Source organism: Mongoliitalea sp., from assembly GCF_054166905.1.
In genome coordinates this window covers 37,364-62,990 of record NZ_JBSZCK010000015.1, presented here as the reverse complement: position 1 = coordinate 62,990, position 25,627 = coordinate 37,364, and the positions used below count along the sequence as shown (strand labels likewise).

Annotated in this window: 16 protein-coding genes; 15 read left to right on the top strand and 1 reads right to left on the bottom strand. The window is 42.5% G+C overall.

The window, feature by feature from the left end:
* Window positions 1-10: 10 nt before the first annotated feature.
* The 15 genes from ACXIUD_RS05335 to ACXIUD_RS05265 are packed head-to-tail and all read left to right on the top strand — an operon-like array spanning window position 11 to window position 22,289.
* A complete protein-coding gene (locus tag ACXIUD_RS05335; RefSeq protein WP_458051587.1) occupies window positions 11-583 on the top strand; it encodes a DUF4255 domain-containing protein in 573 nt (190 codons plus the stop codon).
* Window positions 584-586: 3 nt separating this feature from the next.
* Window positions 587-1,414 carry a hypothetical protein gene (locus ACXIUD_RS05330; RefSeq protein ID WP_458051586.1) on the top strand — a complete coding sequence of 276 codons (828 nt, stop codon included), beginning with the start codon at window positions 587-589 and terminating at the stop codon, window positions 1,412-1,414.
* Window positions 1,415-1,426: 12 nt separating this feature from the next.
* A complete protein-coding gene (locus tag ACXIUD_RS05325) occupies window positions 1,427-3,400 on the top strand; it encodes a phage tail sheath family protein (RefSeq protein WP_458051585.1) in 1,974 nt (657 codons plus the stop codon).
* Window positions 3,401-3,428: 28 nt separating this feature from the next.
* Window positions 3,429-3,857, top strand: a complete 429-nt coding sequence (locus tag ACXIUD_RS05320) for a phage tail protein (protein ID WP_458051584.1) — start codon at window positions 3,429-3,431, stop codon at window positions 3,855-3,857.
* 3 nt (window positions 3,858-3,860) lie between these two features.
* Window positions 3,861-4,304, top strand: a complete 444-nt coding sequence (locus ACXIUD_RS05315; RefSeq protein ID WP_458051583.1) for a phage tail protein — start codon at window positions 3,861-3,863, stop codon at window positions 4,302-4,304.
* Between the two features lie 3 nt (window positions 4,305-4,307).
* Window positions 4,308-4,460: a DUF5908 family protein gene (locus ACXIUD_RS05310; RefSeq protein ID WP_458051582.1), complete on the top strand. Its 153-nt coding sequence runs from the start codon at window positions 4,308-4,310 to the stop codon at window positions 4,458-4,460.
* Entirely contained in the window at window positions 4,457-5,152 is a 696-nt protein-coding gene (locus ACXIUD_RS05305; RefSeq protein WP_458051581.1) for a CIS tube protein, read from the top strand. The genes ACXIUD_RS05310 and ACXIUD_RS05305 overlap by 4 nt, the downstream gene beginning before the upstream one ends.
* On the top strand, window positions 5,149-6,891 hold the full coding sequence (vgrG, locus tag ACXIUD_RS05300; protein ID WP_458051580.1) for a type VI secretion system tip protein VgrG: 1,743 nt from the start codon (window positions 5,149-5,151) through the stop codon (window positions 6,889-6,891). Before ACXIUD_RS05305 ends, vgrG begins: the two co-directional genes overlap by 4 nt.
* Window positions 6,892-6,894: 3 nt before the next feature.
* The gene (locus ACXIUD_RS05295) at window positions 6,895-7,185 is read left to right on the top strand and encodes a PAAR domain-containing protein (protein ID WP_458051579.1); all 291 of its coding nucleotides are present in this window, start codon (window positions 6,895-6,897) and stop codon (window positions 7,183-7,185) included.
* 2 nt (window positions 7,186-7,187) lie between these two features.
* A complete protein-coding gene (locus tag ACXIUD_RS05290; protein WP_458051578.1) occupies window positions 7,188-7,598 on the top strand; it encodes a GPW/gp25 family protein in 411 nt (136 codons plus the stop codon).
* Between the two features lie 2 nt (window positions 7,599-7,600).
* A complete protein-coding gene (locus tag ACXIUD_RS05285) occupies window positions 7,601-10,744 on the top strand; it encodes a baseplate J/gp47 family protein (protein WP_458051577.1) in 3,144 nt (1,047 codons plus the stop codon).
* A 6-nt stretch (window positions 10,745-10,750) separates the two neighbouring features.
* Window positions 10,751-13,399, top strand: a complete 2,649-nt coding sequence (locus ACXIUD_RS05280; RefSeq protein WP_458051576.1) for a hypothetical protein — start codon at window positions 10,751-10,753, stop codon at window positions 13,397-13,399.
* Between the two features lie 18 nt (window positions 13,400-13,417).
* A complete protein-coding gene (locus ACXIUD_RS05275; protein WP_458051575.1) occupies window positions 13,418-16,939 on the top strand; it encodes a hypothetical protein in 3,522 nt (1,173 codons plus the stop codon).
* Window positions 16,936-18,390: a contractile injection system tape measure protein gene (locus ACXIUD_RS05270; protein ID WP_458051574.1), complete on the top strand. Its 1,455-nt coding sequence runs from the start codon at window positions 16,936-16,938 to the stop codon at window positions 18,388-18,390. Before ACXIUD_RS05275 ends, ACXIUD_RS05270 begins: the two co-directional genes overlap by 4 nt.
* A gap of 5 nt (window positions 18,391-18,395) precedes the next feature.
* Complete coding sequence (locus ACXIUD_RS05265) at window positions 18,396-22,289, top strand: DNA/RNA non-specific endonuclease (RefSeq protein WP_458051573.1); 3,894 nt, start codon at window positions 18,396-18,398, stop codon at window positions 22,287-22,289.
* Window positions 22,290-22,340: 51 nt separating this feature from the next.
* Here the strand turns inward: ACXIUD_RS05265 and ACXIUD_RS05260 are convergent, their stop codons facing one another.
* Window positions 22,341-25,568 (bottom strand): S41 family peptidase, encoded by a 3,228-nt coding sequence (locus ACXIUD_RS05260; RefSeq protein WP_458051572.1) that lies wholly within the window; start codon window positions 25,566-25,568, stop codon window positions 22,341-22,343.
* Window positions 25,569-25,627 lie beyond the last annotated feature (59 nt).

Below are 25,627 nucleotides of genomic sequence, written 5' to 3'. Positions count from 1 at the left end.
ATCGCACATCATGATCTACGAAACCCTCCATATACTCGCTGCTGACCTTGGGAATGCCTTTGCAGAACTCATGGAACAACCGGGTATTGTTGAAATCAATCATGTAAGTAAGTTGGAAGAAGATGAAAGCGCTGAAAAGGTTATCGTATCCTTGATTCATACCATGCAGGAGGCAACTTTAAAAAATGTACCTAACCACATGCATGCCAATAATCAGGTACAGCGACTGAACAAAAAAGTACCTCTAAACCTCTATGTTATGTTTGCCAGTAATTTTGCAGGGTATGATAATGCACTCAAAAACCTATCCTTTTTAATTGAATACTTTCAAGCCAAGCGAATATTTACTGATAAAAACACCCACTTCAATCGGGATAGCGAGGAATTGAGAACTATAGCTGATTTTAGATTTACGATGGAGCTGTATAATCCTTCCTTTGATGAATTGAATCAAATATGGGGAACGATTGGATGCAAACAGGTGCCTGCGGCCATTTATAAGGTCAGCGGAATTGATTTGGAATTGAGAATACCACAATCCCAAGTTGGTCAGATTACCACCGTTCAACTGAAAACGAAGTAAGCTATGCAGGAGGTAATTACATATAGACCCATTTTAGAACTCAGAATTTTGCATGACTATTTTTTGGATAGAGGATTATCCCGCTTTGAAGATGTAGATGAAGAAATTCAGGCACAACGGATCAGAAAATATCATTGGAATGATTTTCTAAGCATTGTACCAAGTAAGGCTACTACCGAATTATTAACCAATCATAGACTTTTGTCTAGAAGTACTGAAGATCGTTGGCAATTGATTGGTCAATTGAGTGATGATCGCAGACCGTTGATTTCTTTGAGTTCGGAAGATGTGCTTCAATTTTTTCTGGTCCTAAATGATCCTGATTTCTTACAATACACGGCTTTGGAGCTCCATGCCGACCAATTGCTATTCCTAGCAAACCATCCACCCGTGGATTATATGCCCACTTTACCGGCAATTAACCAAGGAATACTCAATAGTTCCTTTGTAGTTTCCAAGGAACAACTGATCAGAAATTTCCAAGAAGAAATGCTGCTGCCCACAAGCTGTATAGGGTTACTTTCCATTGCAGTCTCTCCATTTGATTCCACTTATGAGGGGATCTTGGCAGCTGATGGGACATATCTTCCAGCTCCTAGTTGGACCATTCGCTTTCCCAATAGACAGTCCTTTTGGCGGTACATTTTCCGTTCGGGGGAGGTGTTGACCACATCTCAGCGCTTACCCATGACGAAAAATGGATTTATTCCCATCACTGATGAATACATCGATGATGTGGAATCTTTTGAGATACAGTTTCCCAATCCTGCATCTCCAAGAATAACACTAGAAAACTCCAATGCTATTTCAGAAATATTTCTAACCATCTAAAACAACCAAATTATGGCAAGTACATACAAAACCCCCGGTGTCTATGTGCGGGAGGTCTCCAAATTTCCTCCCTCGGTTGCACAAGTAGAAACCGCAATCCCTGCGTTTATTGGCTATACCCAAAAAGCTAAAAAGATCAACAACGACGATTTGCTGAATAAGCCCACGCGAATAACCTCGGTACTTGATTTTGTAACACTCTTCGGAGGTGCTCCTGATGTGACCATCAATTCTATTAATCTAGGACCCAATAATGAAGTATTGGGTGTAGATGTCTCAGAGCGTTACTATTTGTATGAGGCTGTTCGGATGTTTTATGCCAATGGTGGGGGGCCTTGCTACATTGTTTCGGTAGGCAAATATGGAGATACGGTTCAAAATGGAGATGGCATCAGTCCGGGATTGCTGAGAGGTTTGGATGCCATTCGTAAGCAAGATGAGCCTACGATTCTACTATCTCCAGATGCTTCCATTATGTCTCAAGGAGATATGAATACCTTGCATGGTGCCATGTTGAGACAATGCAATGATTTGCAGGATCGTTTTTGTGTGTTTGATTTGAAAGAAAATGCGGGTAAAGACTATGCAGAAATTGTGGATGATTTCCGGGATGGTATCGGGATGAATTTCCTGAAATACGGAGCTGCTTACACGCCCTGGATCAAAGCCAATCTACCGAGGGATATTTCCTATAAAAACCTCAAAGGCCGTATTTCCTCCGGAGGATCAACAATTGACTTGGCCGATTTGATAGATGATGCTGCAGCTAAGTCTACAGCCAACAGTTTGGATAATTTGGTAGATGACTTTCAAGAAATCCAGTCTGTTTTCAATAGTATCCGAACACCTGCTTTTACTTCGATAGAGGCAAGAGCGGAGCGGTTAATTGCTAACCTTCGTCTGAATAGAAATAGGGACTCTCTTATTCAGTTGTTGACATTTTATGTACAGGTCATCGACACCGTGAGGGATGCCATCGATGTGGGCTCATTGACCAATATTACTATTCGACACCGAGGAAGTGCAGGATTTCTTTTTGAGACCCTTCAGGGTAAGTTAGGTGGTTCGGAATCCTCTGGGGCTATTTTTGAAATAGTAGAGGAAATCAGAAAAATGATGGCAGACTCCAGCGCCCTTTCTTCCGCCTTTTCCATAGTATCTGCATCTGGTCTGGATATGGCAGCTGCAAGTTCTTCCTCCACAGATTATTTTGGCACTGGTACGTCTAATTCAGATCGGATTTCTCCGCATGTACAGGCACTTGCAGGATTCTGGCCTGTATTGCGATCTTCACTAGATGTAATCATCGAGAGTACAGATGACTTGATCAAGAGCACACAAGAAGCCGCCAAAGATGCCATCCCTGCACTGAAAAATATCTTTCAATCCATCAGAAAGGAGTATTTGACCCTTCCTCCGAGTTCTACCATCGCGGGAGTTTATGCTTCGGTAGATAGCGAGCGGGGAGTATGGAAAGCACCTGCCAACGTTTCCCTCAATCAGGTAGCTGATGTGACCACCTTAATCGACCGACAGATACAGGATAATTTGAATATCCATCCTGCTACAGGTAAATCTATCAATGCTATCAGGCCATTTACCGGGAAAGGTATCATGGTTTGGGGAGCCCGAACATTGGCCGGTAATGACAATGAGTGGCGCTATGTGCCTGTTCGTCGATTCTTCAACATGGCAGAGGAGTCAATCAAAAAGGCAACCGAACAGTTTGTCTTCGAACCCAACGATGCCAATACTTGGGTGAAAGTTCGGGCTATGATAGAAAATTTTCTCATCCTTCAGTGGAGAGCTGGTGCACTAGCCGGTGCTACACCTGACGATGCCTTTTATGTGCGGATTGGTTTGGGGCAGACGATGACAGCGCAGGACATTCTTAATGGCTACATGATTGTGGAAATCGGAATGGCAGTCGTCAGACCTGCGGAATTCATTGTCCTGAATTTCTCTCACAAAATGCAAGAATCTTAATCATTGATCAACAAAATAAGAACATACTATGAGCTATCCTTTATCCAAGTTTCATTTCACAGTTGAGTGGGGTGGGGCTAAAATAGGTTTTACAGAGGTCTCCGGATTGGATCTGGAAACAGAGGTCATTGAATACAGACATGGTGCCAGTCCTGAATATGGAAAAATTAAGATGCCAGGCCTTAAAAAGAGTGCCAACATCACCTTAAAACGTGGCACCTTCGCCAGTGACAATGATTATTTTGATTGGTACAAGACCATTTCCATGAATAAGGTGGAACGAAGAGACCTGACAATTGCCCTACTCAACGAGGAGCATGAACCAGTAGTAGTCTGGCAAGTGAAAAATGCTTGGCCTACCAAGATTCAATCCACAGACCTCAAAGCAGATGGGAATGAAGTGGCCATTGAAAGTATGGAGTTGGTTCATGAAGGCTTAACCATTCTACATTCCTAACCCATGACGTACTATCCACCCGTAGGCTTTCACTTCATTGTTGAGTTTTTTGGTATAGATTCTCAGCAGTTGGACGTGCAGTTTCAATCCGTATCAGGGCTGGTATCGGAATTGGAGATTGAGGAGGTCTCGGAAGGTGGTGAAAACAGGTTTAAACATGCACTTCCCATTAAAAGCAAATTTAATCAGCTGATGTTGAAAAGAGGCTTGGTGGTGGAATCCAAATTGATCCAATGGTGTCAAAAAGCCATCGAAGATTTTGAGTTTTCGCCCATTGACTTAATGGTCAAATTGCTCAATGAAAAGCATGAGCCATTGATGTGTTGGTCTGTGGTCGGGGCTATACCTGTCAAATGGGAATCAGCAGAGATGAATTCTCAAGAAAGCAAAGTCCTCATGGAGACCCTTGAACTTCGGTACAACTATTTCAAAATGATTAAAATCTAAGGTATGCCTATAGAAATCAGAGAATTGCATATTAAAGTGCAGGTGACACCCGAACGGGAACCTGCTCCAAGAGCTACTTCAGGTTCCTCCAAGGATATGGTACAGGAAGTGGTGGATGCAGTGCTTGAAACAATTGAACGCAAAAAGGAACGATGATGAGTAACTCCGGAGCATTGAAAAAATTATTTATCAAAGCATTTAGCGATGAAGAATTCAAAAATGAGATACCTGATGGTACCTATACGGCATTGCTAAACCCGGATACTTACACTTTCAGCTATACCACTGTTCAAAACGAAGACCAAGCACCTGGAACAAGCAGTACAGCGCCTAAATTCAATAAAATATTACCTCAGGAGCTGACCTTTGAATTTCTATTTGACCGTACGGGAGCGATTAAAGATAGCCCGGCAAGTTCTGAAGGCATTATCGATGATATAGAGCAGTTTAAGAAAGTCACCTTTGACTACCAAGGAGAGCAACACCGGCCCAATTACCTGAAAATCGCCTGGGGCTCGCTCTTGTTCAAAGGCGTGTTGACCAGTTTGGATATCACCTTCAAGTTGTTTAGACCCGATGGTACACCTCTGAGGGCGGTGGCTAGTTTGAAGGTGATTGGTTTTGTAGAGGACAATCTACGGGTGGCTATGGAGAACAATCAGTCCCCCGATTTGACCCATTTCCGAGAGGTCAAGCAAGGGGATACGCTTCCTTTGATGGCCAATAGAATCTATGGAGACTCTAAGTATTATTTGGAAGTGGCACGTGCCAATCGAATTTATGATTTCAGGAATTTGAAGGTAGGTACCTACATCTATTTCCCACCACTAGATAAGACGAGTTCATGAGCAATTCAGAGTCCTTTCAGACAGGAAGAAATCCAGATTTGGTCACTGTTACGGTAACCATCAATGGGGAAGAGGTATCCAATAGATTCCAATTACTCAGTATGACGGTACACAAAGAAGTGAACCGGATACCTATGGCTAAATTGATCTTTGCTGATGGTGACCCTGCTAGCAGGGATTTTCAATTGAGTAACCTGCCGAATTTATTACCCGGAAATGTATTGGAAATTTCTGCGGGATATCATAGTGAGGAAGCCTTGATTTTTAAGGGAATCATCGTCAAGCATCAAATTAAGATCAAGGGTGCTTCATCCATGCTGATTGTGGAATGTAAGGATGAGGCCGTCAAAATGACCGTAGGCAAAAAGACCCAAACCTTTCACGATGTAACAGATTCGGAAGCTATAGAAAACATCTTATCCAATTATACCTTAGATACTGAGTTGGAGGCTACCACTTATACCCACAAAAAATTGGTGCAGTACCAATCAACTGACTGGGATTTTATGGTTTCCCGCGCTCAGTCTTGTGGCTTACTTTGTTTTGTATCGGATGGTCAATTGAAGATGTCTAAGCCTGAACTTGAACAGGATTCAATTCAAAAGGTAACTTTTGGAGCGACCATCTTAGATTTTGATGCCCAGATGGATGCACGCAATCAATACCAAAAAATCACTGCCCAAACATGGGATGCTGAGCGTCAGGAAATCATCGAATGGGAAAAAAATCTCGAGAATACGGGTCTGCATGGCAATGTAAGCAACGAAGATCTGGCAAAAGTGATTGGTTTAAGTACCTATGAATTGAAGAATGGAGGGAATCTCTCCGATGAATTACTTCAAAGTTGGACAGAGGGTACCATGTTGTATCAATCCCTTTCCAAAATCCGTGGTCGGGTGAAGTTTCAGGGGATACCAACAGTGCTGCCGAATACCTGCATAGAGTTGGAGGGAGTAGGTGAACGGTTTTCTGGAAAAGCATGGGTATCAGGTGTATTTCATCAGATTTATGAGGGTAATTGGACAGTCGATGTGCAGTTTGGATTCAATCCAGAGTGGTTTTCCGAAACCTATCCAATTCATGCACCATCAGCCTCTGGACTACTTCCAGCCATTAAAGGCCTGCATATTGGCCTTGTTTCCCAATTGGAAGATGCTCAAGGCGAAGAAAAGATATTGGTGAAGATTCCTATCATTTCTACTGCCGACGAGGGTGTCTGGTGCAGGGTTGCTTCTCCTGATGCGGGAAATGAGCGAGGGGTATTCTTCAGACCGGAAATAGGTGATGAAGTAGTAGTAGGATTTCTAAATGAAGACCCCAATCAGCCTGTTGTTTTGGGAGGCTTGCACAGTGGAGCAAAACCAGCTCCCATTCAAGCAGAGGATCCTAACCCAATCAAGGGCATAGTCACACGAGAGCAATTGAAAATTACATTCAATGATGAGACCAAAACAATTTGCATTGAAACTCCAGCCGGAAAAAAGATTCAAATCAATGAAGAAAATGATGAATTGATACTTCAGGATGAACACGATAACCAAATGATTATGAACGGGGAAGGTATACAGATTTTAACTCAAAAAGATCTGAAAATCAAGGCTGCCAAGGATATCATTTTTGAGGGTATGAATATAGAGGCAGCCGCCAGTGCCGAGGCAAAATTGAGTGGTTCAGCAAGTGCTGAGATTAGTAGTGGGGGTAATACAATCGTGAAAGGAAGTATAGTACAAATCAATTAAACCATGGGACAACCTGCCGCTAGAATAACAGATATGCATAGTTGCCCAATGGTGACGGGGACTGTGCCGCATGTAGGAGGACCGATTCTTCCACCGGGTGAAGCGACGGTTTTGATCGGAGGGATGCCAGCAGCTCGAATAGGTGATATGGCTGTTTGCACAGGCCCACCGGATGCTATCATCGCAGGTTCATCCACTGTCTTTATTGGCGGCATGCCAGCAGCACGGATGGGAGATAGTACAGCCCATGGAGGGTTTATAACTGCAGGAGAATTTACAGTTTTAATAGGTTAGTTATGGAAAATAAAAAACCATTTTTAGGAAGTGGCTGGTCTTTTCCTCCCACTTTCTCCAAAGAGACAAGTGCCACACGCATGCTGGAGGGAGAACTGGATATAGAAAGTTCTCTGGAGATTTTGCTGACTACCAAACAGGGGGAGCGCATCATGCATCCCAAGTTTGGCTGTAATCTGGAAGAATTGCTTTTCAATCCCTTGGATAGGACTTTGATTACATACATTTCGGATTTGATCAAAACAGCCATTCTTTATTACGAACCGAGAATAGAGGTGTTGAAAATTCAACTATACGAAGACGATATCATCCAAGGCAGGGTCAATATAGACATCTCGTACTTGGTGAGGGCGACTAATTCAAGAAAAAACAAGGTGTTTCCATTCTATAAAAATGAGGGTATAGAAATCTAAGTATGGCTGCTATTACCAACGATCGCTTGAGTATTCACAACCGTAACGGTTCTACACAAGAAAGCCGTTACCGTAAGGATTTGGATCCTTCACAGCTTCAATTGATGGAGCTTGGGGTAGAGGATTGGGTGATTGTGGCCTGTAAGCTGGCAAAAGAGCTGAATTACTTTAACTCCTCCAATCAAGTGGATGGAGATTGGGTACAATTCTTTAAGCAAGTGATGGATACGCAAAAGGAACTTGGACAGGCAAGCGGTTTTGAACTTGATACGATCAAAAACCAAATTCAGAAATCCCTGGAATCCTACGAAAAGCAAGGAAATCTTACTCCTCATTTGACGCTATTTATATCCTTTCTCAAGTTGTTGGAAATCAGTCGCTCACAATTCAATGGCTTAACGAAAAGACATTTGGATTTCTACTATCAGGAAGTCTTGAAATTTGAGAAACAGGCACCTACTTCTGACTCTGTTTTTGTGGTGTTAGAGTTGGCTAAAGCAGCTAGTAACCATCGATTGGCTGCGGGGACTTCCTTTTTGGCCGGAAAAAACGAGGCTGGAGAAAATCTCTTGTACAAAAGTTCCTCCGAAACGGTTATCAATGCTATACAAGTGGCTGATATCCGTACTATTTTTCACCATCCACAAAACGGGACACTGGCACAAGCCATCATCAAGGACTGGGAAGCTGGAGATGGTGAGGCTATTCAAAAGCAGGAAAGTTGGCCAACTTTTGGTGAAAGCACTGGCTTTGAGGATTCCAATCAAACTCGTCCGAAGATAGGATTTGTCATTGCCTCCCCAACCCTTTGGATGCAAGAGGGGGAGCGATGGATAGTTTTGGAATTCGAGTTTGAAGCCCAGATTCCCTTTTCTTCGGTTGATTTGGTCAATGCCTTGCAATTGAGCATTTCTACCAAAAAAGAATGGGTTGGATTAGACTTACTGCCCTCAGATGTTGAAATAGCCAATCCCAAAAAACTGAAGCTGACGATCCACTTGGATAATGGCTTTCCTTCAGTAGTTCCTTTAGTGAGTAAAGACCCTGTTTGGAGTCAACTGAATTCTCTTGCAGCCTTGAAATTTGAATGGGAAGTAAAAGATGAAGATGCCTATGTGATTTCCCAATATTTTGCAAAAGTTGGATTTACAAGCATAGACTTGACGGTCGACGTCAGCGAGGTTCGCAACGTACCATTGGAAAATGATCAAACCTTACTGAATCCTACCAAGCCATTTTTTCCTTTTTCCACCAGACCCTTTGCAGGATCAAGTTTTAATTTTGGTTATGGAGAAGCGTTCAAGAAAAACTGCACAGAAGTAAATCTTTCCTTTGTTTGGAAAAATACACCAGCTGATTTCAGAGAGCATTACAGCGCATATGTGGAGCAGGCCAAAGAAAATGTTTCAACCGGCTTCTATGTGACGGCCCAGAATGCCATGGTTGCTCATCATCAGATGCTGACAAAAGCAGGTTCACTTATCACGAATTATCCTTCTATAAACTTTACTATACCCGTAAGAAAAATGGAAGGGAGAAGGGATGCTACAGCCGAACCTGTTTCTTCGAGAACTACTGCCAGTATGATTGTCAATTCCAATGAATTTTTTACGTACAGGTATCAAGTACTTCAAAATGGTCAGCTTTTAAGAAATAATTCGGACGCCCATTTACTCTTCAAAAAAATAGAGGGGAGTAATGATTTTCATTTTGACCTCCGTTTTACCCAAAGTATTTCACAAATGCCTCAGGCTAAAATCCGGGTAAATCTGCAACAATCATTTTTGCATGAACTGTATCCCAAAATTTTAGCAATGGTCCTAACTTCGGAAGAAAAGGATAAGATTTTACCCAATGAACCCTACACACCCTTAGCAGCGGATCTAAAGCTTTCTTACAAGGCTCATACGCAGATTACCCAAGAATATGGCAATGATAAACTGTTTTACATTCATCCTTTTGGTTTGGGAGAAAGAACAGGAAAAACTTTACTCAGTTCTTCCTATAAAAAAGGAGGGCATCTTTATCTTGGACTGTCTCATGCGCTAGCCAATGATACACTTTCCTTGCTTTTTCAACTCGAAGAGGGAACTGAAAACTCTTTAGAAGTAACTTCTGAAGCAGCGGAATGGTCTGTATTGGGTTCATCAGGTTGGCAAGTTTTATCCAAGGACGCTATTTTGCTCAATGAAACCAAGAATTTTCTATCCTCAGGAATCATTAGTATCCAATTACCTGCGACGATAACACATGATAATCCTGCTTTTCCATTGGGCTTGACTTGGTTGCGAATCAAGTTGAATGCCTCGAGTGATGCAGTTTGCCGATGTTATCATATTCATGCGCAAGCGGTCAGATTAGAAGCCATGAATCCTTGGAAGGCCACGCATTTGCCTAATCAGTTGCCTTCTAAAACTATTTCCAAACTGGAACAGCGAAGTGCTCCGATCAAAAGTATAGCGCAACCTTATGCAAGTGTAGGAGGAAAAGGGTTGGAATCGGATCTGAATTTTTACAGAAGGATTTCCGAACGGCTAAGGCACAAAAAACGGGCGGTGACTTTATGGGATTTTGAGCATTTGGTCTTGGAAGAGTATCCTGAAATTCTCTTGGCCAAATGCCTGAACCATACCAAGGGGACCTGCTATCATGCAGCTGGACATGTTACCGTGGTAGTCGTACCAAAACACCGGCCTTTGGATATGGCTGCTTTGAACTATCCGATGGTTTCTGAAGCTAAGCGATTGGAAATTCAGGAGTTTTTACAGCAATTTATCAGTCCAGCTATTTCGGTGCATGTAGTTAACCCAACCTATGCCCAAGTGGATATTCAGGTGCGGGCACAGTTTAGGGTGGGATTGGACCGTAATTTTTATGAGCAAGAACTCAAAAAAGCATTGACCAACTTCCTCTCCCCATGGGCTTTTGACCTGAGAAATTCCTTCAATTTCAATCGGGAGATTCATAGAAGTCAGGTGGTTTATTTTGTTGAAAATCTGGAATATGTAGATTTCATAGGTGGCTTATCATGGCGCATAGGCCTACAAGAGCAAGGAAAAAAAATCCATCCGGATACACCCGCAACGATCATTGTCAGTGGATCTACACATCAAGTCAATCCAGTTAATCATACATGTAGCAAGTAATAATCTATGGCGTCCTCCCAATCCAAGATATCGAAATCTACGCAAACCAAGAATGATCTTGATTTTGAATTCTTGCGCAAGCAAGGAATTGAATACATCGAATCTTTAGGGTCTGCACTATGGACGGATTTCAATACACATGATCCGGGAATTACCATCTTGGAGATCCTGTGTTATGCGATCACGGATTTGGGATTACGTCTACATATGCCGGTGCAGGACTTGTTGCATGATCCGGAGGGAAAAAGACAATTTTTTGAAGCTCATGAAATTTTGCCCAATCAAGCACTCACGGCACTTGATTACCGGAAGTTGCTCATCGATGTGGATCCCTTGCGAATTCATAATTGTTTTCTACGACCCTATCAACCTGTCTTGCATATCAATTGTCGAGAAGGAGCGGTTTCATTAGATCCGAAAAGTGTGGAAGCTATTCCTTCCTCTCTTGTGAAGCAAACAACTATCCAAGGACTGTACACCTTATGGTTGGATTTGGCGGATGGGATATCCAATACCAAACCCATTGAGGAAGCAGTACTTCAACGCTATCATGCCAATAGAAACCTTTGTGAGGATATTGCTGAAGTGCAATTAGTGAAACCTGAAAAAATCCGTGTTTGCGCAGCCATAGAAATAGCCCCCCAAGCAGATGAGCATCAGATTTACGCACAGATCTTGGCTCTGATCGATGAATACTTTTCTCCGAAGGTGCAGTTTTATTCCCTGAAGGAGCTTTTAGATAGTGGCAAAAGGGCCGAAGATATTTTTGAAGGTCCGATTTTAACACATGGCTTTATCAAAGATGAGGAACTTCGTAAAAAGCAACTGCGCTCTGAGGTACGCTTGAGCGATCTCATGAATGTGATTCTATCCATAGATGGGGTGCTATTGATTGAAGACATGAGCATTTCCTATTGTCAAGGCAATCTGGTTGCTGATGATGAATGGAATCTATGCATCAAACCCAATCATAAACCATCTCTTTGCGAGGATAAAAGTGTCTTCTCTTTTACTAAGGAAGGTCTTTTTATTACAATCGATCCAGCAAAAGTTAAGGCACATCAAGAACGCTTAAGCTCCAAGCATCGCATAGATTTAGCTGCAAGCTCGGTAAACAAAACCCTTGAGTTTCCTGCAAGTACCAGTTTTCCCATTGAGCACTATCATAGCATTACTCATAATTTCCCTGAAAATTACGGTATTGGCCATATGGGCTTGTCTGACCAAGAAACTCCCATCCGGCTTGCTCAGGCCAAGCAGCTCAAGGCATATTTATTATTTTTTGATCAAATACTAGCAAGCTACTTCAAGCATCTTTCCCAGGTCAAAGAACAACTCTCTGTAGATGGAACCCTAGGAAAAAGCTATTTCTCTCAAGTAATCAGCGATTTGAAAGGAGTAGGAGAACTATTCAAAGACTTTGAACAATATTCAAATTATGATCTTTTTGGCAATTTGGATGATGCAGATAGAAGGGTTACCGACATCAAAAACCACTTGATTGGCCGGTTTGCAGAGAATTTCGGCAATTATGCATTCCTGATGAAGCGCGTCTACGGAGATGCTTCCGCAGGGATTGTTTCCAGAAACAAACATGCTTTTCTGAGGAATTACGATCGTATTAGTAGTAAGCGGGCTGCTGCCATGAACTATTACAAGCAAACCGAAGCCAATCTATGGAATACTACGAACATATCTGGCTTGGAAAACAGGATAGCCGCACTCTTAGGAATCAAACTTAGCGAGGATAAGGCATATCAACGAACCTCCATTACGGAGAAATTCGCCGAGGTTTACTATGCGAATGCTACCGAATTCCGATGGAGAATCCGGAATGCTGAGAATCAGATTGTCTTGACAGCCACTGAAAATTATGCCACGGTGGAAGCGGCTGAACAGGAAATGTACCAAAGTATCTTCAAGGCTATCAATACCAATCGTCAAGCCATCGAAAACATCCGAAACACCAATTTCAGACGAAGGAAGTCAGTCCATGTGATTGAGATTGTCAAATCTGAGAATGCTGAATTTTCATTTAATATCATCAATCCTGCTATCCGTTCCCTTCAAGATCCTAAGCGGATAATTGCTCGGCAATTCAGACTCTTTCAAACCATTGAGGAAGTGAAACAAGCTGTTTTTGAACTGATTGACTTTTTGATGAATCAATTTACAGATGAGGGAATCCATATCATTGAGCATATTTTGTTACTTCCAAATGAGGCTAATCAAAGCAATCCGGAGTATTACTTTCCTATTTGCAAAGAGGATTGTGCATCTCCTTGTGCTGCGGATCCATATTCCTTTCGCTTGAGCGTTGTCCTGCCCGGCTACACCCAACGGTTTTCCGATCTGAATTTTCGGGCATTTGCCGAGGATGTGATTCGAAGGGAAATCCCTGCCCATATTTTAGCCAAAATTTGCTGGGTTGGCTTTAGAAAGAATGCAGTAGAGGACAGTAACAACGATTTGCTTCAATTCGAAGAAAATCTCAGGAAATTCCTGATTGACAAAGCAGCTGGAAGGCAGACATCTATTCCAGCATTTATCCAAGCTATCCAACAACTCAAGAATATCTATCCTTCCGGGCAATTGCATGATTGTGCAAATAGCAGTACCGAAGGAAAAATCATCCTTGGCAGAACAAATCTATGAAATTAAAACACTAAGGTTATGAAACTTCAAGACATTCCTACCGGATATAAATCCTTTGCAGATAATCAATTATTGACTGCTGCTCAGTTGAATCTCCTGATTCAGTACTTGGATACCCAGGATAGGATGTCCAGGTTATCCCTGACAGGAGCGGGTATAATTTGTGGTTTGGAGCCCAGCTTCAGAAATGGAGTGTTACGCATTCAGCAAGGCACAGCTTTGACCACTGATGGGGATTTACTTAAACTTCGTTCAAAATCTCCTTCACCTGAAAGATCACCCATAGCTGTATCTAATAAAGAGTTTACCGCTTACCTCCCTTTTACCAATCACCGGGTTCGATATAATCCATTTATGCGCAATCCAACAACAGAAATACCCATTTTAGAGTTGTTGACAGCGGAAGAAGCGAAGAATTTTTCAGAGGCTAGGCCTTTAAGCACCTTGTCCATCAATAATTTTGTCGTGGTGCTATATGTGGAAAATTTCACCAAACCCTATGATGTATGTAACGATACGGACTGCGATTCTCAAGGAATACCCGAAATATTTAACCTGCGCTATTTTCTTATTGATCGTGAGGATGTGCTGTCCACGGTGATAAGAGATGATCAACTTTTCCAAAGGTTCAGCATCCAACAGTCCAATCTAGAAAAAATTCAGGAAATCCATGTACCTCGGGTGACTGCTGCAAGTTTGCTCGGCCCTCAGAATAATTTTCGGTTGACGCCTTATCAGACAGTCATCAACAACACTGTCCCAACGCTTACCCAGTCTAGTTTGACACTCTTTGATTATCTGGTAAGTGCCTTGGGGTTGATTATTCCGGCCAATATGCGAAGGCTGAATTTTATTAGGATTACTCAAAGTGCAACCTCGCAATATGATTATGGTTTTTTACAGGATTTGGTAGCTACGTATAATGAATTGTTAAATTCAGCGCGTGCAGCAGATGCTGTTTGCAATTTGGACCCTACAGCATTTCCTAAACATATTCTATTGGGAGCTGTACAAGATACAAGTCTCCGGCATGGCTTTTACAAATCTCCTGCTTTGGCAACTGATCCTCAATTGAGAGAAAAAATCCAATCCTTGGTAGATCGCTATCAGGCTTTGCTCAATTCTTATCGCATAAATACTGCTCTTCCCGTAGAAATCAGACCTTCGAAAATATCAACAATACTTTCTGACAAAGCCATTCCACGATATTATGTCTCTAATCCGGTGCTTCGAACAAGTTGGAGTTTTGGACTGTCAGATACCAGGATTCAAATGGAAAATTCTGAGGATCGATTATTGGTTGATTTGACAGGAAAGGATTTTTTCAGAATTGAAGGAGCATTTCAAAAAAATTGGGCAACAGGTGCATTGCAGGTTCTTCAAGAAAAAAAGAGGCGCTACGGTTTGAATTTCGATGTGGTTTGTCTCAGCAGTGAGGGACTTCCAAGTACGTTTGATTATCAGGACTACCCAGTATTTTTCCAGGATTTACAGACCATGCTGATCACCTGGAGGGATCAACAATCCTGTTTGTTTAGCTTGGCCACCTCTTTCTTAACTGGATTTAGCAAAGAAGCCAATGGAGGGCATGGGAGATTCAAAGATTTATTGGACTTGCAGGATATCAACTTTGGGGTTGTAGAAACGGCTAAAATTGATCCTGATCGATTTAAGTTGTCCGACGAAACGTTGAGAATACTTGAATCCATGGTCAATCCCCAACCTAGTAAAGAACCTCCCAAAGAAATTGTTGGAAGTGCCTTACTGGGAGTTCCATTTACTAGCTTGATGGGTGCTGGTACAGTTATGGAGCCTACAAAAACTGTGTACCGCAAAAATGTCGCTACGGAGTCTTTGGTCTTTTCCAAAGGGACCAATGATATAGGGAATGCCTTTGAAGCCATCAATTTTGCAGGCAATCTTTCTGTGAATGATCTAGTTGCAAACTTTGATCGAGATATACGTGTGGCTATTCCGGATATCAACCAATGGAATACAACCGATAGACAATTGCGAGTAACTTTACCCACTCGCTTGCTTGCAGCCATAGCTGCTTTGCTCAATCAAGTACCCAATGAGTTGAATGAGATAACAGCTGCACGTTTGGTTGCCTACGAAAATGCGCTCAACGAGCTCTGTCAGGTGACTCAGTCAGCTTTCAACTATTTGAGTGGCTTGCTTACCAATCCTCAGCAATCCTATCAGCGCCAAGGTTTTGAAGATCAATACCTCTCTGTACTCAATCGCTTGAAAGAGAATTGCTGTGCTGGAGATTTCTTGAAAGCGCTGTTTTCTGAGGCATTGATTCGAAGGGCGCGTATTCTTCAAGAGTTGACTTTCCCGGCATTCGCAAGGAAGCATCCTGGTTTAGAGCATTTTGCTGGGGTACCCAATGGAGGTACTTTTGTGTTGGTATACGATCCAAAAACAAACCGTGTAATTGCTGATTTTTCCCTGCCATATCTTTGCTGCTCTAAAGGTGCCTCCATAGCCATGATCGTAACACCGCCTGTGGATGAGCAAAGCCCACTAGAGTTTTCCATTCAGGCCGAATTCTGTAAATCGGCATCTGCTACCGCTGTTGTGCCGTTTACCTTAAGCCCTGAGGGGACAGAAATTCAATTGGTAGACCGGGTAACAGGGGCTTCTATCCGAGATAATGAGTTGGTTTTGACCTCCTCATTCCGAGCTTTTAATACAGCTATTCAGTTTAATGTAGGAGGGGAGCTTTCCGATCAGAGTATTGTCATAAGGGAAATCCCAAGCATAGCTTTAAAACATGAGTTCGATGCAGCATCAGGTTTGCATGTGATTCATTCATCTGTCCAGGAAAATTCATTTGAGTGGACGCTCAATGGTAGAGCAGTTGGGTCTAATACCTCCGAAAAATTAGAATTGAAATCTGTGGCTGATGGGACTAATGTAGTCCGATTGACTGTCAGAACTCCTTGTGGAGAGGTTAGTCAATCGATCACTTTCACCCATGAAACTAGCCTAGATACAGGAGATTGCACCAAACTGGCATTGGGAAGAATTGATGAGTTAAAGGCAGAATTATCAAGAACGCTAAGCAGTAGGTTTACGCCAAGGGATGTGAGGGATGATTTAATTCCATTTTTGAATGCTGTTCAAGCTTATGAAAAAGATCCCGAAACTTTTGTCAACGGAAGGACGATTTTAGAATTGACACAAGCGGTACAGACCTTCGAAGTGTTGCGTAAGCGATTGAGTGGTAATACCAATGAAAATGAGGTGATTATTCTATCAGGAATCGTGGTCCTCTCTATGCAAATCATTTACACTATGCTTGGATGTGTGCCAGAGAAGGTGATGTTGGAATTTGAGAAAGATCTGTTGGCGATGCTAGAAATTTTAGAGGAGTTACTGAAAGAACCTGTGGTATTCCGTAATCTTCAACAAGTAGCCGCTCAATTGGAAGCCATAGCTGAATTTAGAATCAAGCAAGGATTCGATTCAAATGTGGATCCCTTGATTGTTCATTTATTGAGAGTTTTACGATTGCTGAGAGGACGTAGATGAAGGATAACACCGTAGTCATACAAAAACTGGAGTTTGAAATTCAGATGAAATCCTCCATGACTTCCAAGCAATTGATGAAGTATTCGGAGCAGTTTGTCCATCGCTATGTGCTTCCATTATTGGAAAAGCTCTTGAAATCCTATGCCATCGAAAATCATGTACAGTTAGCAACAGTCAATCTAGATTTAAAAATCCCTGAAAATCGATTTCTCTCAAGTAATCCTGCTAGCTTTTTGTTAGAATTGGAAAGTAATTTGAAACGGCAGTTGGAGTTGTTTTTGTCTAAACCAACCTTTCCTGAAAAGGAGCAACCACCAACAGTGCGGCTCTTGGAGGTATTTTCCCATTTTTTAAAGTATGGAAATTTACCTTGGTATGTACCCAAAAATTATGATTTACAAGATGAATTAAAAAATCTCCTGTTGACAGCTGAGAAAAATATGGAAGCCCGTTTTTTGGTCTCAGAACTTCAACCAATCTTACTAAAGGATAGTCGATCTTTTCAGCGGATGATTTTTCAATTGGATGATCAACTGTTGTTTCAGCTTTTGAACTTGGGTCAGCTTAAAAGTGTAATCCATCCTGCTATACTTCAAAGGCGGTTGAATAGAACTAATCGAAAATGGCTTTGGTCTGTGATTTTTTATGCCTCTTGGTACTATCCCAAGTCTAGTAAAACCATCCTGACTTGGCTAAAACCCACGTTGCAAGGAATATCCACCAGGCAACTGAAGGCTTTTGCTCCTCTGCTGGCAAGCATTTTTCAAAGGGATTTTTCCAATCATATCAACATGGCAGCTGATATGGGTGACATGGATGACCGAGGGATATTCGTGCAATTACTTCAAGGAAAAGCTATTGATTCAACATCAGTAGACATTAAAAAACCATCCCAAAAATTGAACAAAGAGTTGGATAGACCTGAAACAGAGTCTGCTATGCAAGAAGTGAGTGCTACGATTGATTTGTATGTGCCAAATGCAGGATTAGTCATTATCCATCCATTTATTCGGCAATATTTCAAGACCTTGGGCTACCTCGATGAGGCACTTCAAATGATAGAGTTTTCTAAGGACAAAGCCGTTCAAGCATTGCATTTTTTAGGTTCCGGTAAGTACGAGGTTATGGAGAATCAATTGATTTTGGAAAAATTGCTATGTGGGCTTCCAGCAAATTATCCGGTTGAACGCTTTGGGGAGTTGGATACGCAGGTCAAAGACGAGGCTGATTCATTGTTAAAGGCTATCATCCAACATTGGCAACGACTGAAATCAACCAGTCCTGATGGGTTGAGGGAAATGTTTATCCACCGAGATGGTAAACTTGAATTGGATAAGCCTCGCTTGATTGTAGAAAGAAAAGCTCAGGACCTTTTGATGGATTCCCTTCCTTGGGGAATTTCGGTCATCAAATTGCCTTGGATGCGGGATACTTTATTTGTTAATTGGTAATAAGCATGGGAGCTGTTGCCACACATATAGAAAAACCCAAGTCCAAGAGGAAAAACACCGCTAATCAGCAGCAACAATCCTTAATGAATACAAAAGATTCCTGGAGTGAAACCAAGGATTGGACGGCTCATACATTTGTGAATCAGCCAAGTGATTTTTTGCAGGAAAACAGCTTGTTTACGAACCCGGATTCCCCAAAAAAGGAAGGGATGATTGATCCATCCGTTTATCCTGCATCTCCTTCCAATGCATCCACGCCATCCAATAAAGTAGATTTGAGCGATGTCTTTGAGACATTGAATTTTGGAAATGAAAATCCATTGGGTGAAATCGTTGAGCCTGTTCCTTCTTCTGATCCAAAAGAACCATTCGACAAACCAGCCAATCCATTAAATGATTCAAACTTTGGTGCACTGGTTGACAACAGTAAGCAAGCCTCCAAACAAGCCACCGCTAAGAATGACCCTGGGGTAGAAGTTGCACGGGCACAGGGAGGTGCTCCTTTGGCAGCGAATGAACGTTTGGGGGCTGCTCAAGCCAATCAGGTCGAAGCTATGGCAGGGCAGGAGCCAAATGCATTTGATGCAGCAAGGTTCAAGGCAGCCTTGATGGCACAAATTGCACAAATGCAGTTGCCCCGAAATCCAGATGAAGCCACCCGATTTGAGAGTCATAATAATTTGACTGAAATTCAACAGCAGGCTACCTCTCAAGTCAATCAGGAACAAGAACAGGCGGCTGGTCCCATAGCAGCTAGTAGTCAGGCTGATCCTGATGTGGGAGCTGTGGTGGAACGAAAGGTAGAGGCGATTCCAGATCCAATTTTACTTCCTTTGCCTGGAGAACTTGGAGCTGGACAGGCCATGCCTCCATCCAAATCAGATGCAGAGGTGCATACCCCTCTTCAAGACAATCTCATGGAAGTTCAACAACTCATGGAATCCAATCAGGTCACTGAAGAGCAACTCTCAAAAGCAAATGAACCATCTTTTTCTGCGGCTTTGGACTCCTTGCAAGAGGCGAAAGCACATAATGAAACGGCTCCAGGTGAATTTAGGGAACAGGAAAGTTCAGTCTTGAATCAAGCCAAACAAACAGCCGAATCAGAAAGTAAAAACCATTTGGCTGCGTTCGATGGAGATCGATTGTCTTCTGCTCAAGCATTGACACAAAAGCAAGAACAAACTGCAAGTAATGATTCTGCGGAGCGGGCGAAGATAGCAACTGAAATAGAAGCTATCTATGAGCAAACCAAAACGAAGGTGGAAGATATTCTCAATGCCTTGGAAGAAAAAGTCACCCAGATGTTTGCAACAGCTGCTTCAACTGGAAAACAACTATTTGAGGCACATGTGGCACGAAGAATGCGAGCTTATAAGGCAGAGCGTTATGCAGGAGTGGATGGTGCTGCCCGTTGGGTGTATGATAAGTTTGCCGGTATTCCTGACGAGGTCAACCGATTCTTTACAGAAGGCAGAAAAGTCTACATTGATTACATTGATCAGGCACTGGATCCAATTGCGAGCACTGTGGCGGCTGAATTGACCAAAGCCAAAAGTACCATTCAAGAGGGCCGTGCAGAAGTAGCTAACTACGTAGCTTCCTTGCCTGCCAATCTTCAAGCATTGGGTGCAGAAGCAGCTTTGGAAATCCAAGGACAATTTGATGAGCTTGACAGTAGTGTGGAATCCAAAGAACAAGCACTTATTGACAGTTTGGCCAATCAATACATAGAAAGTCTGCAAGCGGTAGATGCACGGATTGAGCAGATGAAACTTGAAAATAAGGGACTTTTCAGTAAGGCCATGGACGCAATGAGTGAAGTAGTGGAGGTCATCCGTGCACTCAAAGAGATGTTCCTGAATCTACTTAGTGCTGTGGCAGACGTGGTAGATACTATCATCAAAGATCCTATTAGTTTCCTGAATAATCTGGTCAGCGGAGTTCGTACGGGACTTGAAAACTTTGGAAGAAATTTCTTATCACATCTACAAGCAGGATTGATAGGCTGGTTGACAGGAACCTTGGGAGGAGCGGGTATTACCATGCCAGAGGATATTTTCTCACTCAAAGGAATCTTCTCATTAGTGAGCCAAGTACTTGGTTTTACATGGGACCGCGTCCGGGCCATTGGGGTCAAGATCATTGGTGAACCTATTATGCAAGCTTTTGAAACGGGTTTTGAAATCTTGATGATTTTGAAAAATGAGGGATTGACGGGATTATGGGAATACATCAAAGGGCAGTTTAATGACTTGAAAGAAACCGTTATTGAAGGCATCAAAACGATGGTCCGAGATACCATCATCAGTGCTGGATTACGTTGGTTGATGGGGGTACTTTCTCCCGCAAGTGCTTTTATCAAGGCTGCTATGACCATTATTGATGTGGTCACCTTCTTTGTGCAAAAGGCATCCCAAATCATGACCTTGGTGGGAGCTTTTATTCAGAGTGTTCGGGCTGTAGCCAGTGGAAGTATTTCTGCGGTGGCCAATGCTATTGAAAATGCCTTGGCTAATGCTGTACCAGTAGTTATTGGTTTCATGGCTAATTTGTTGGGGATCGGAAGTTTGGCTTCCAAGGTCATTGGGATCATTACTCAGATTCAGGCAAGAGTAGCTCAGGGAATTACATTCTTGTGGGTCAAAATAAAAGAGCTTGGTAAGAGCTTCTTGAAAAAGATTGGACTAGGCAGTGAAAACGAATCAAAAAATGAGCCTGAAAAACAGAAAAAAATAGATGCAGGTATTAGTTACATGAAGGAGGAGGAACGAAGGCAAGACCAAGATGGCAACGGCAAACTTACCTCCGATCAAGCCAATGAAGTAGCGCGTAAGACCAAACAGAATCATCCAGTCTTTAAGTCGATTACTCCAAGGCAAGATGGGGGAGTTTGGAAGTATGACTGGAAAGGTTCGGGAGGTTCTGCGAATGGTGCTCCTGTAGACGGTGAGCCAAGCACTAATCCTAATGGACTACCTTTGCTGACAAATTATTTGAATAAATCCGTATTGACCCAACATGGGGATATCACTCCTTTTCTCCAAGCGGTGAGTGCTCCGGAAAATATGCACGACGGTAAGCCCGTCTACAATGTAGCCAAATCTACTAGGGATGAAAATGGAGTTAAGTTGGATGTATATACCATTCGAAGGTCACCCGGCATGAAGGAAGCGAATTTTGAAAAATTAGCAATTGTCAATGGGAAATTAGTTGTGGCGGATGAATCAGGTTATGTGCACAAGAATTATGTGCCTGATGAAGTCAATATGAAAGCTGTCAAAGGTGGCTATGAGTCTTCCTATAAAACCAAAACCTTTGATGGGCAAGCTGGGCCAAGTTTTACAGTAGGAATAAGCTTTAGTAAGTTGAGCCAAGAGCTTCCTTATCAGGAGCAAGAACGAAAAGTTGAAGGAAGAGACTTGGTATTCAAACCAGAAGGGAATCCAAGGGGACAAACAGACGCAGCCAAAAATGGTTTTCATAATGCACATTTGATTGGGGATCGATTTGGTGGTTCGGGAAGAAATAGCGCTCTGAACATTTATCCATCATCACCTACGTACAATGTGGTAGATATGCTTCAGGTGGAAAATGAAATGGCAGGAATTTTTTCTAAGGTCCAAAAGTATAACCTAACTGTAAAGGCTACTATCCGGGAAGTAAAAGCGTCAAACTTGGAATTATTTTTAAGAAAAGAGTTTGAAAAAGAACCGGTAGCGAAAAATGATCCGGAAGCTAAAAAGACCTTAATGGAAAAAATGCAAACAGAGATCAACAAAGACATCAAAGATATTCCTGGTCAATTTAGACGTGTGGAATATACGTCTCCCTTGTTTGGGCTAAGTATTTTGGAGGACAAGAAATATCAGGAGGTATTGGATAAAATTGAAAAATAAAAAAGCCACAGGGTTTTCCCCTGTGGCTTACAAATAAACTTTGAAATCGTATCAATTATCCTTCGCCGGTCTGAAGTAGCGAATAGGTGCTTTTGGCTCTGGTTTTAATTCGACTCCCTGAGTTTCCATCAATTTCAGTGCCTCTTCAACCGCACGTTCTAATTGAGGATCGCGGCCGTTAATGACATCCAAAGGCGTTTGTTCCACTGGAATGTCAGGCTTTACCCCAACGGCCTCTACTGCCCATTCTCCATCTACATCAAAGAATCCTCCTCGAGGAGCGACCATTCTTCCTCCATCAATAAAGGAAGGGGTATCCCAAGTTCCGACCAATCCTCCCCAAGTTTGGGTACCGATTAATGGACCAATCTTCATTTTGCTAAACAAATAGGGGAGTAGGTCACCACCTGAACCCGCACGCTCATTGATCAACATGACTTTTGGTCCCCAAATGCCTGACATCGGTGTGGTGAATGGTCTTCTATCGTTCGCACGGCTATTAAAGTAGCCATGCAGTTCTCTTGCCATGATATCTACCATATAGTCCGCCGCCGAACCTCCGCCATTATTCCGTTCGTCGATAACGGCACCTTTTTTATCCTGCTGCGCAAAATAGTATCGGTTGAAATAAGTGTAACCACCCTGGCCAGTATTAGGAACATACACATAGGCCAATTGACCTTTGGAAAGCTCATCTACCTTTCTTCGGTTACCTTCCACCCAATCCATCATGCGAAGTTGGCTTTCATTGGCCACAGGCACTACCGTTACTGTACGAGGATTTGTTCCGCTAGCATTGGAAGCCAAGGTCAATTTCACTTGCTTTCCTGCGGTGTTTTCGAAGTAGCTGAAGAAGTTGACTGTTGGATCAAGCGTAACTCCATTGACGGCTAAAATAAAATCACCCTCCTTCACATCAATTCCAGGCACAGCCAAAGGAGCTTGGAGCGTTGGATTCCAATTTTCACCATTGTAGATTTTTTGGATTTGATACTTTCCATTGGAAATGCTTACATCAGCCCCCAGTAAACCTATATTCACAGATTTCACTTGCGGGAAATCACCGCCAGAGGTATAGCTATGTCCTACAGCCACTTCACCACCTAGGATATCGATTACATAATTCATATCCGAGCGGTGCTTGACATGGGCGACCCATGGTTTGTACCACTCATAAATCTCATCCCAAGGGGCTCCGTGAACATTGTCCACATACAAGAAGTCCCGCTGATAGCGCCATCCTTCCCGGTAGATTTGTTCCCATTCTTCCCGTGGGTTTACTTTGATTTTGAATCCATTTAATGCTTTTAAGCTTCCATCACCCGGTTTTTTACCACCGCCCGTGGTCTCTACAATTCCCCAATTCCCATTTGCTTGGTACAATAAGGATTTTCTGTCATGAGACACGGTAGCAGTGGAAACACCACTCATGTGTACGTCTGATTTCCGCTCTTTGAAGTTGTAGCGGTGCAAGGTTACACCGGATTGATTCGGGACGTTTTCCATGTAGAAGACATAGTTTTCAGGCCCTGCTACCAAGGCAGTGTAATCACGCGCAGGTATGTCTACTGCAATGATTCGTTGAAGCAAGCCTTCCTCATCAATACTGACTGCATTGGAAGACTCTTTCTTTTCTTCTTTTTTGCTTTCTTCTTCATTGCTTTCGGGTAAGAATGGAGATTTTCCATTTTTAGAAAGTACTGCTGCATACAAATTTCTTGTCACGGGTCTGTCATAACTCGACATATCCAACCAGCCAGTATTTAATCCGAAATTGGTAGAGGCCAAGAAATACAAGTATTGCCCATTGGCATCCCAGACGGGAGAAATGGCATCGGCCATGCTATCGGTAATCTGAATTTTTTTACCGCTGCTTACTTCATAGGCAAAAATGGCTTTGAATTGATTGTCCAACAAACGGGCATAAGCAATCCACTTACCATCAGGTGACCAAATTGGATTCATGCTTCGGTTAGGATGCGCAAAGCGATCGGTATCGGCTATTTTTGCCGTACCGGTTTCTATATTGACAATCCAAATATTGTAATCGGTATCCGTAAAAGCGATGTGTTTATTATCAGAAGACCAATCAGGTTTGAAAAAGAAAGTGCTTTTTGGGAGTTTGATGGTTTTTGTTTGAACGCCTTCTTGATTACTAATGATCAATTGATATTCTCCGCTGACATCTGAAAACCAGGCGATTTTTTGCCCATCCGGAGACCAAACAGGTGCCCTTTCCGCAGATTTGGAAGAATTGGTAAGGTTACGCGCATCTCCTTTCTCTTTGGGAACAGTAATGATTTCTCCTCTGTATTCAAAAACTGCCCGTTGTCCGGTAGGAGATAGGGAGGCATTCATCAAGCCTCTGCCTGTCACATCTGTCCATCGCTCTCTTGCCCAATGGAAATCTCCTTTGATGGTAATGTTCAACTGTCTTGTTGCTCCAGTGGAAGGGTTGAGTATATGTAGGTATCCTCCTTGCTCGTACACAATTTCCTCTCCATTGGAATCCAGATTTTTCACATCAAAATCCTTGTGGAAGGTTTCTTGTTTCAAAGTACCTGAACTTGGTTCAAAGGACCATATATTGTTAGCAAAGTCTCTTTCTGAAAGGAAAAACACTTTGTTTCCATGCCAGATAGGTTGTGTATGACGTTCATTATCTGTTTGGGGAGTCATTTGAAGCTCATAGCTTTCCATGTCCACGATCCAAATAGGTTTAGCTTGACCACCTCGGTAATTTCGCCATTCTGGGTCCCAGAAAGCAATTTGCTGATACGCGATGTGTTTGCCATCTGGAGAAATTCGACCATTTACCGCTCTTGGAATAATCAAGGATTCCTCCATGCCGCCATCCTTAGAGATTTTGAAGAATTTAGATTCTTTGGTTGGAACATTCTCCCTTGCCGATGTAAATAAAACATGTTGACCATCCGGAGTCCATCCCGTTGCATAATCAGGACCAGGATGCCAAGTGAGTCGCTTGGGTTCCCCACCTTCTACGGGAACCACATAGACATCCGTATTGCCATCGTATTGAGCAGTAAAAGCAATGTGTTTACCATCAGGGGAGAAATGGGGGAGATTTTCAGCCCCTTCATTGCTTGTGAGTCGGATGGCTTCTCCTCCATTTTTACTAACTCTCCATAGGTCATTGGCATGTACAAAAACGATGTAATCTTTGCTCATCGTTGGCTCTCGAAGCAACATGCTTCCCTGTGCCATGCTTTCCCAGGTGATGCAGAGGAGAAGCAGGGCACTTAGCACTAGTTTTTTCATACTGTTAAGTGGGTTTATACAAATTACAAGTTAATCTAAACTTATTGAATTGCTTGACC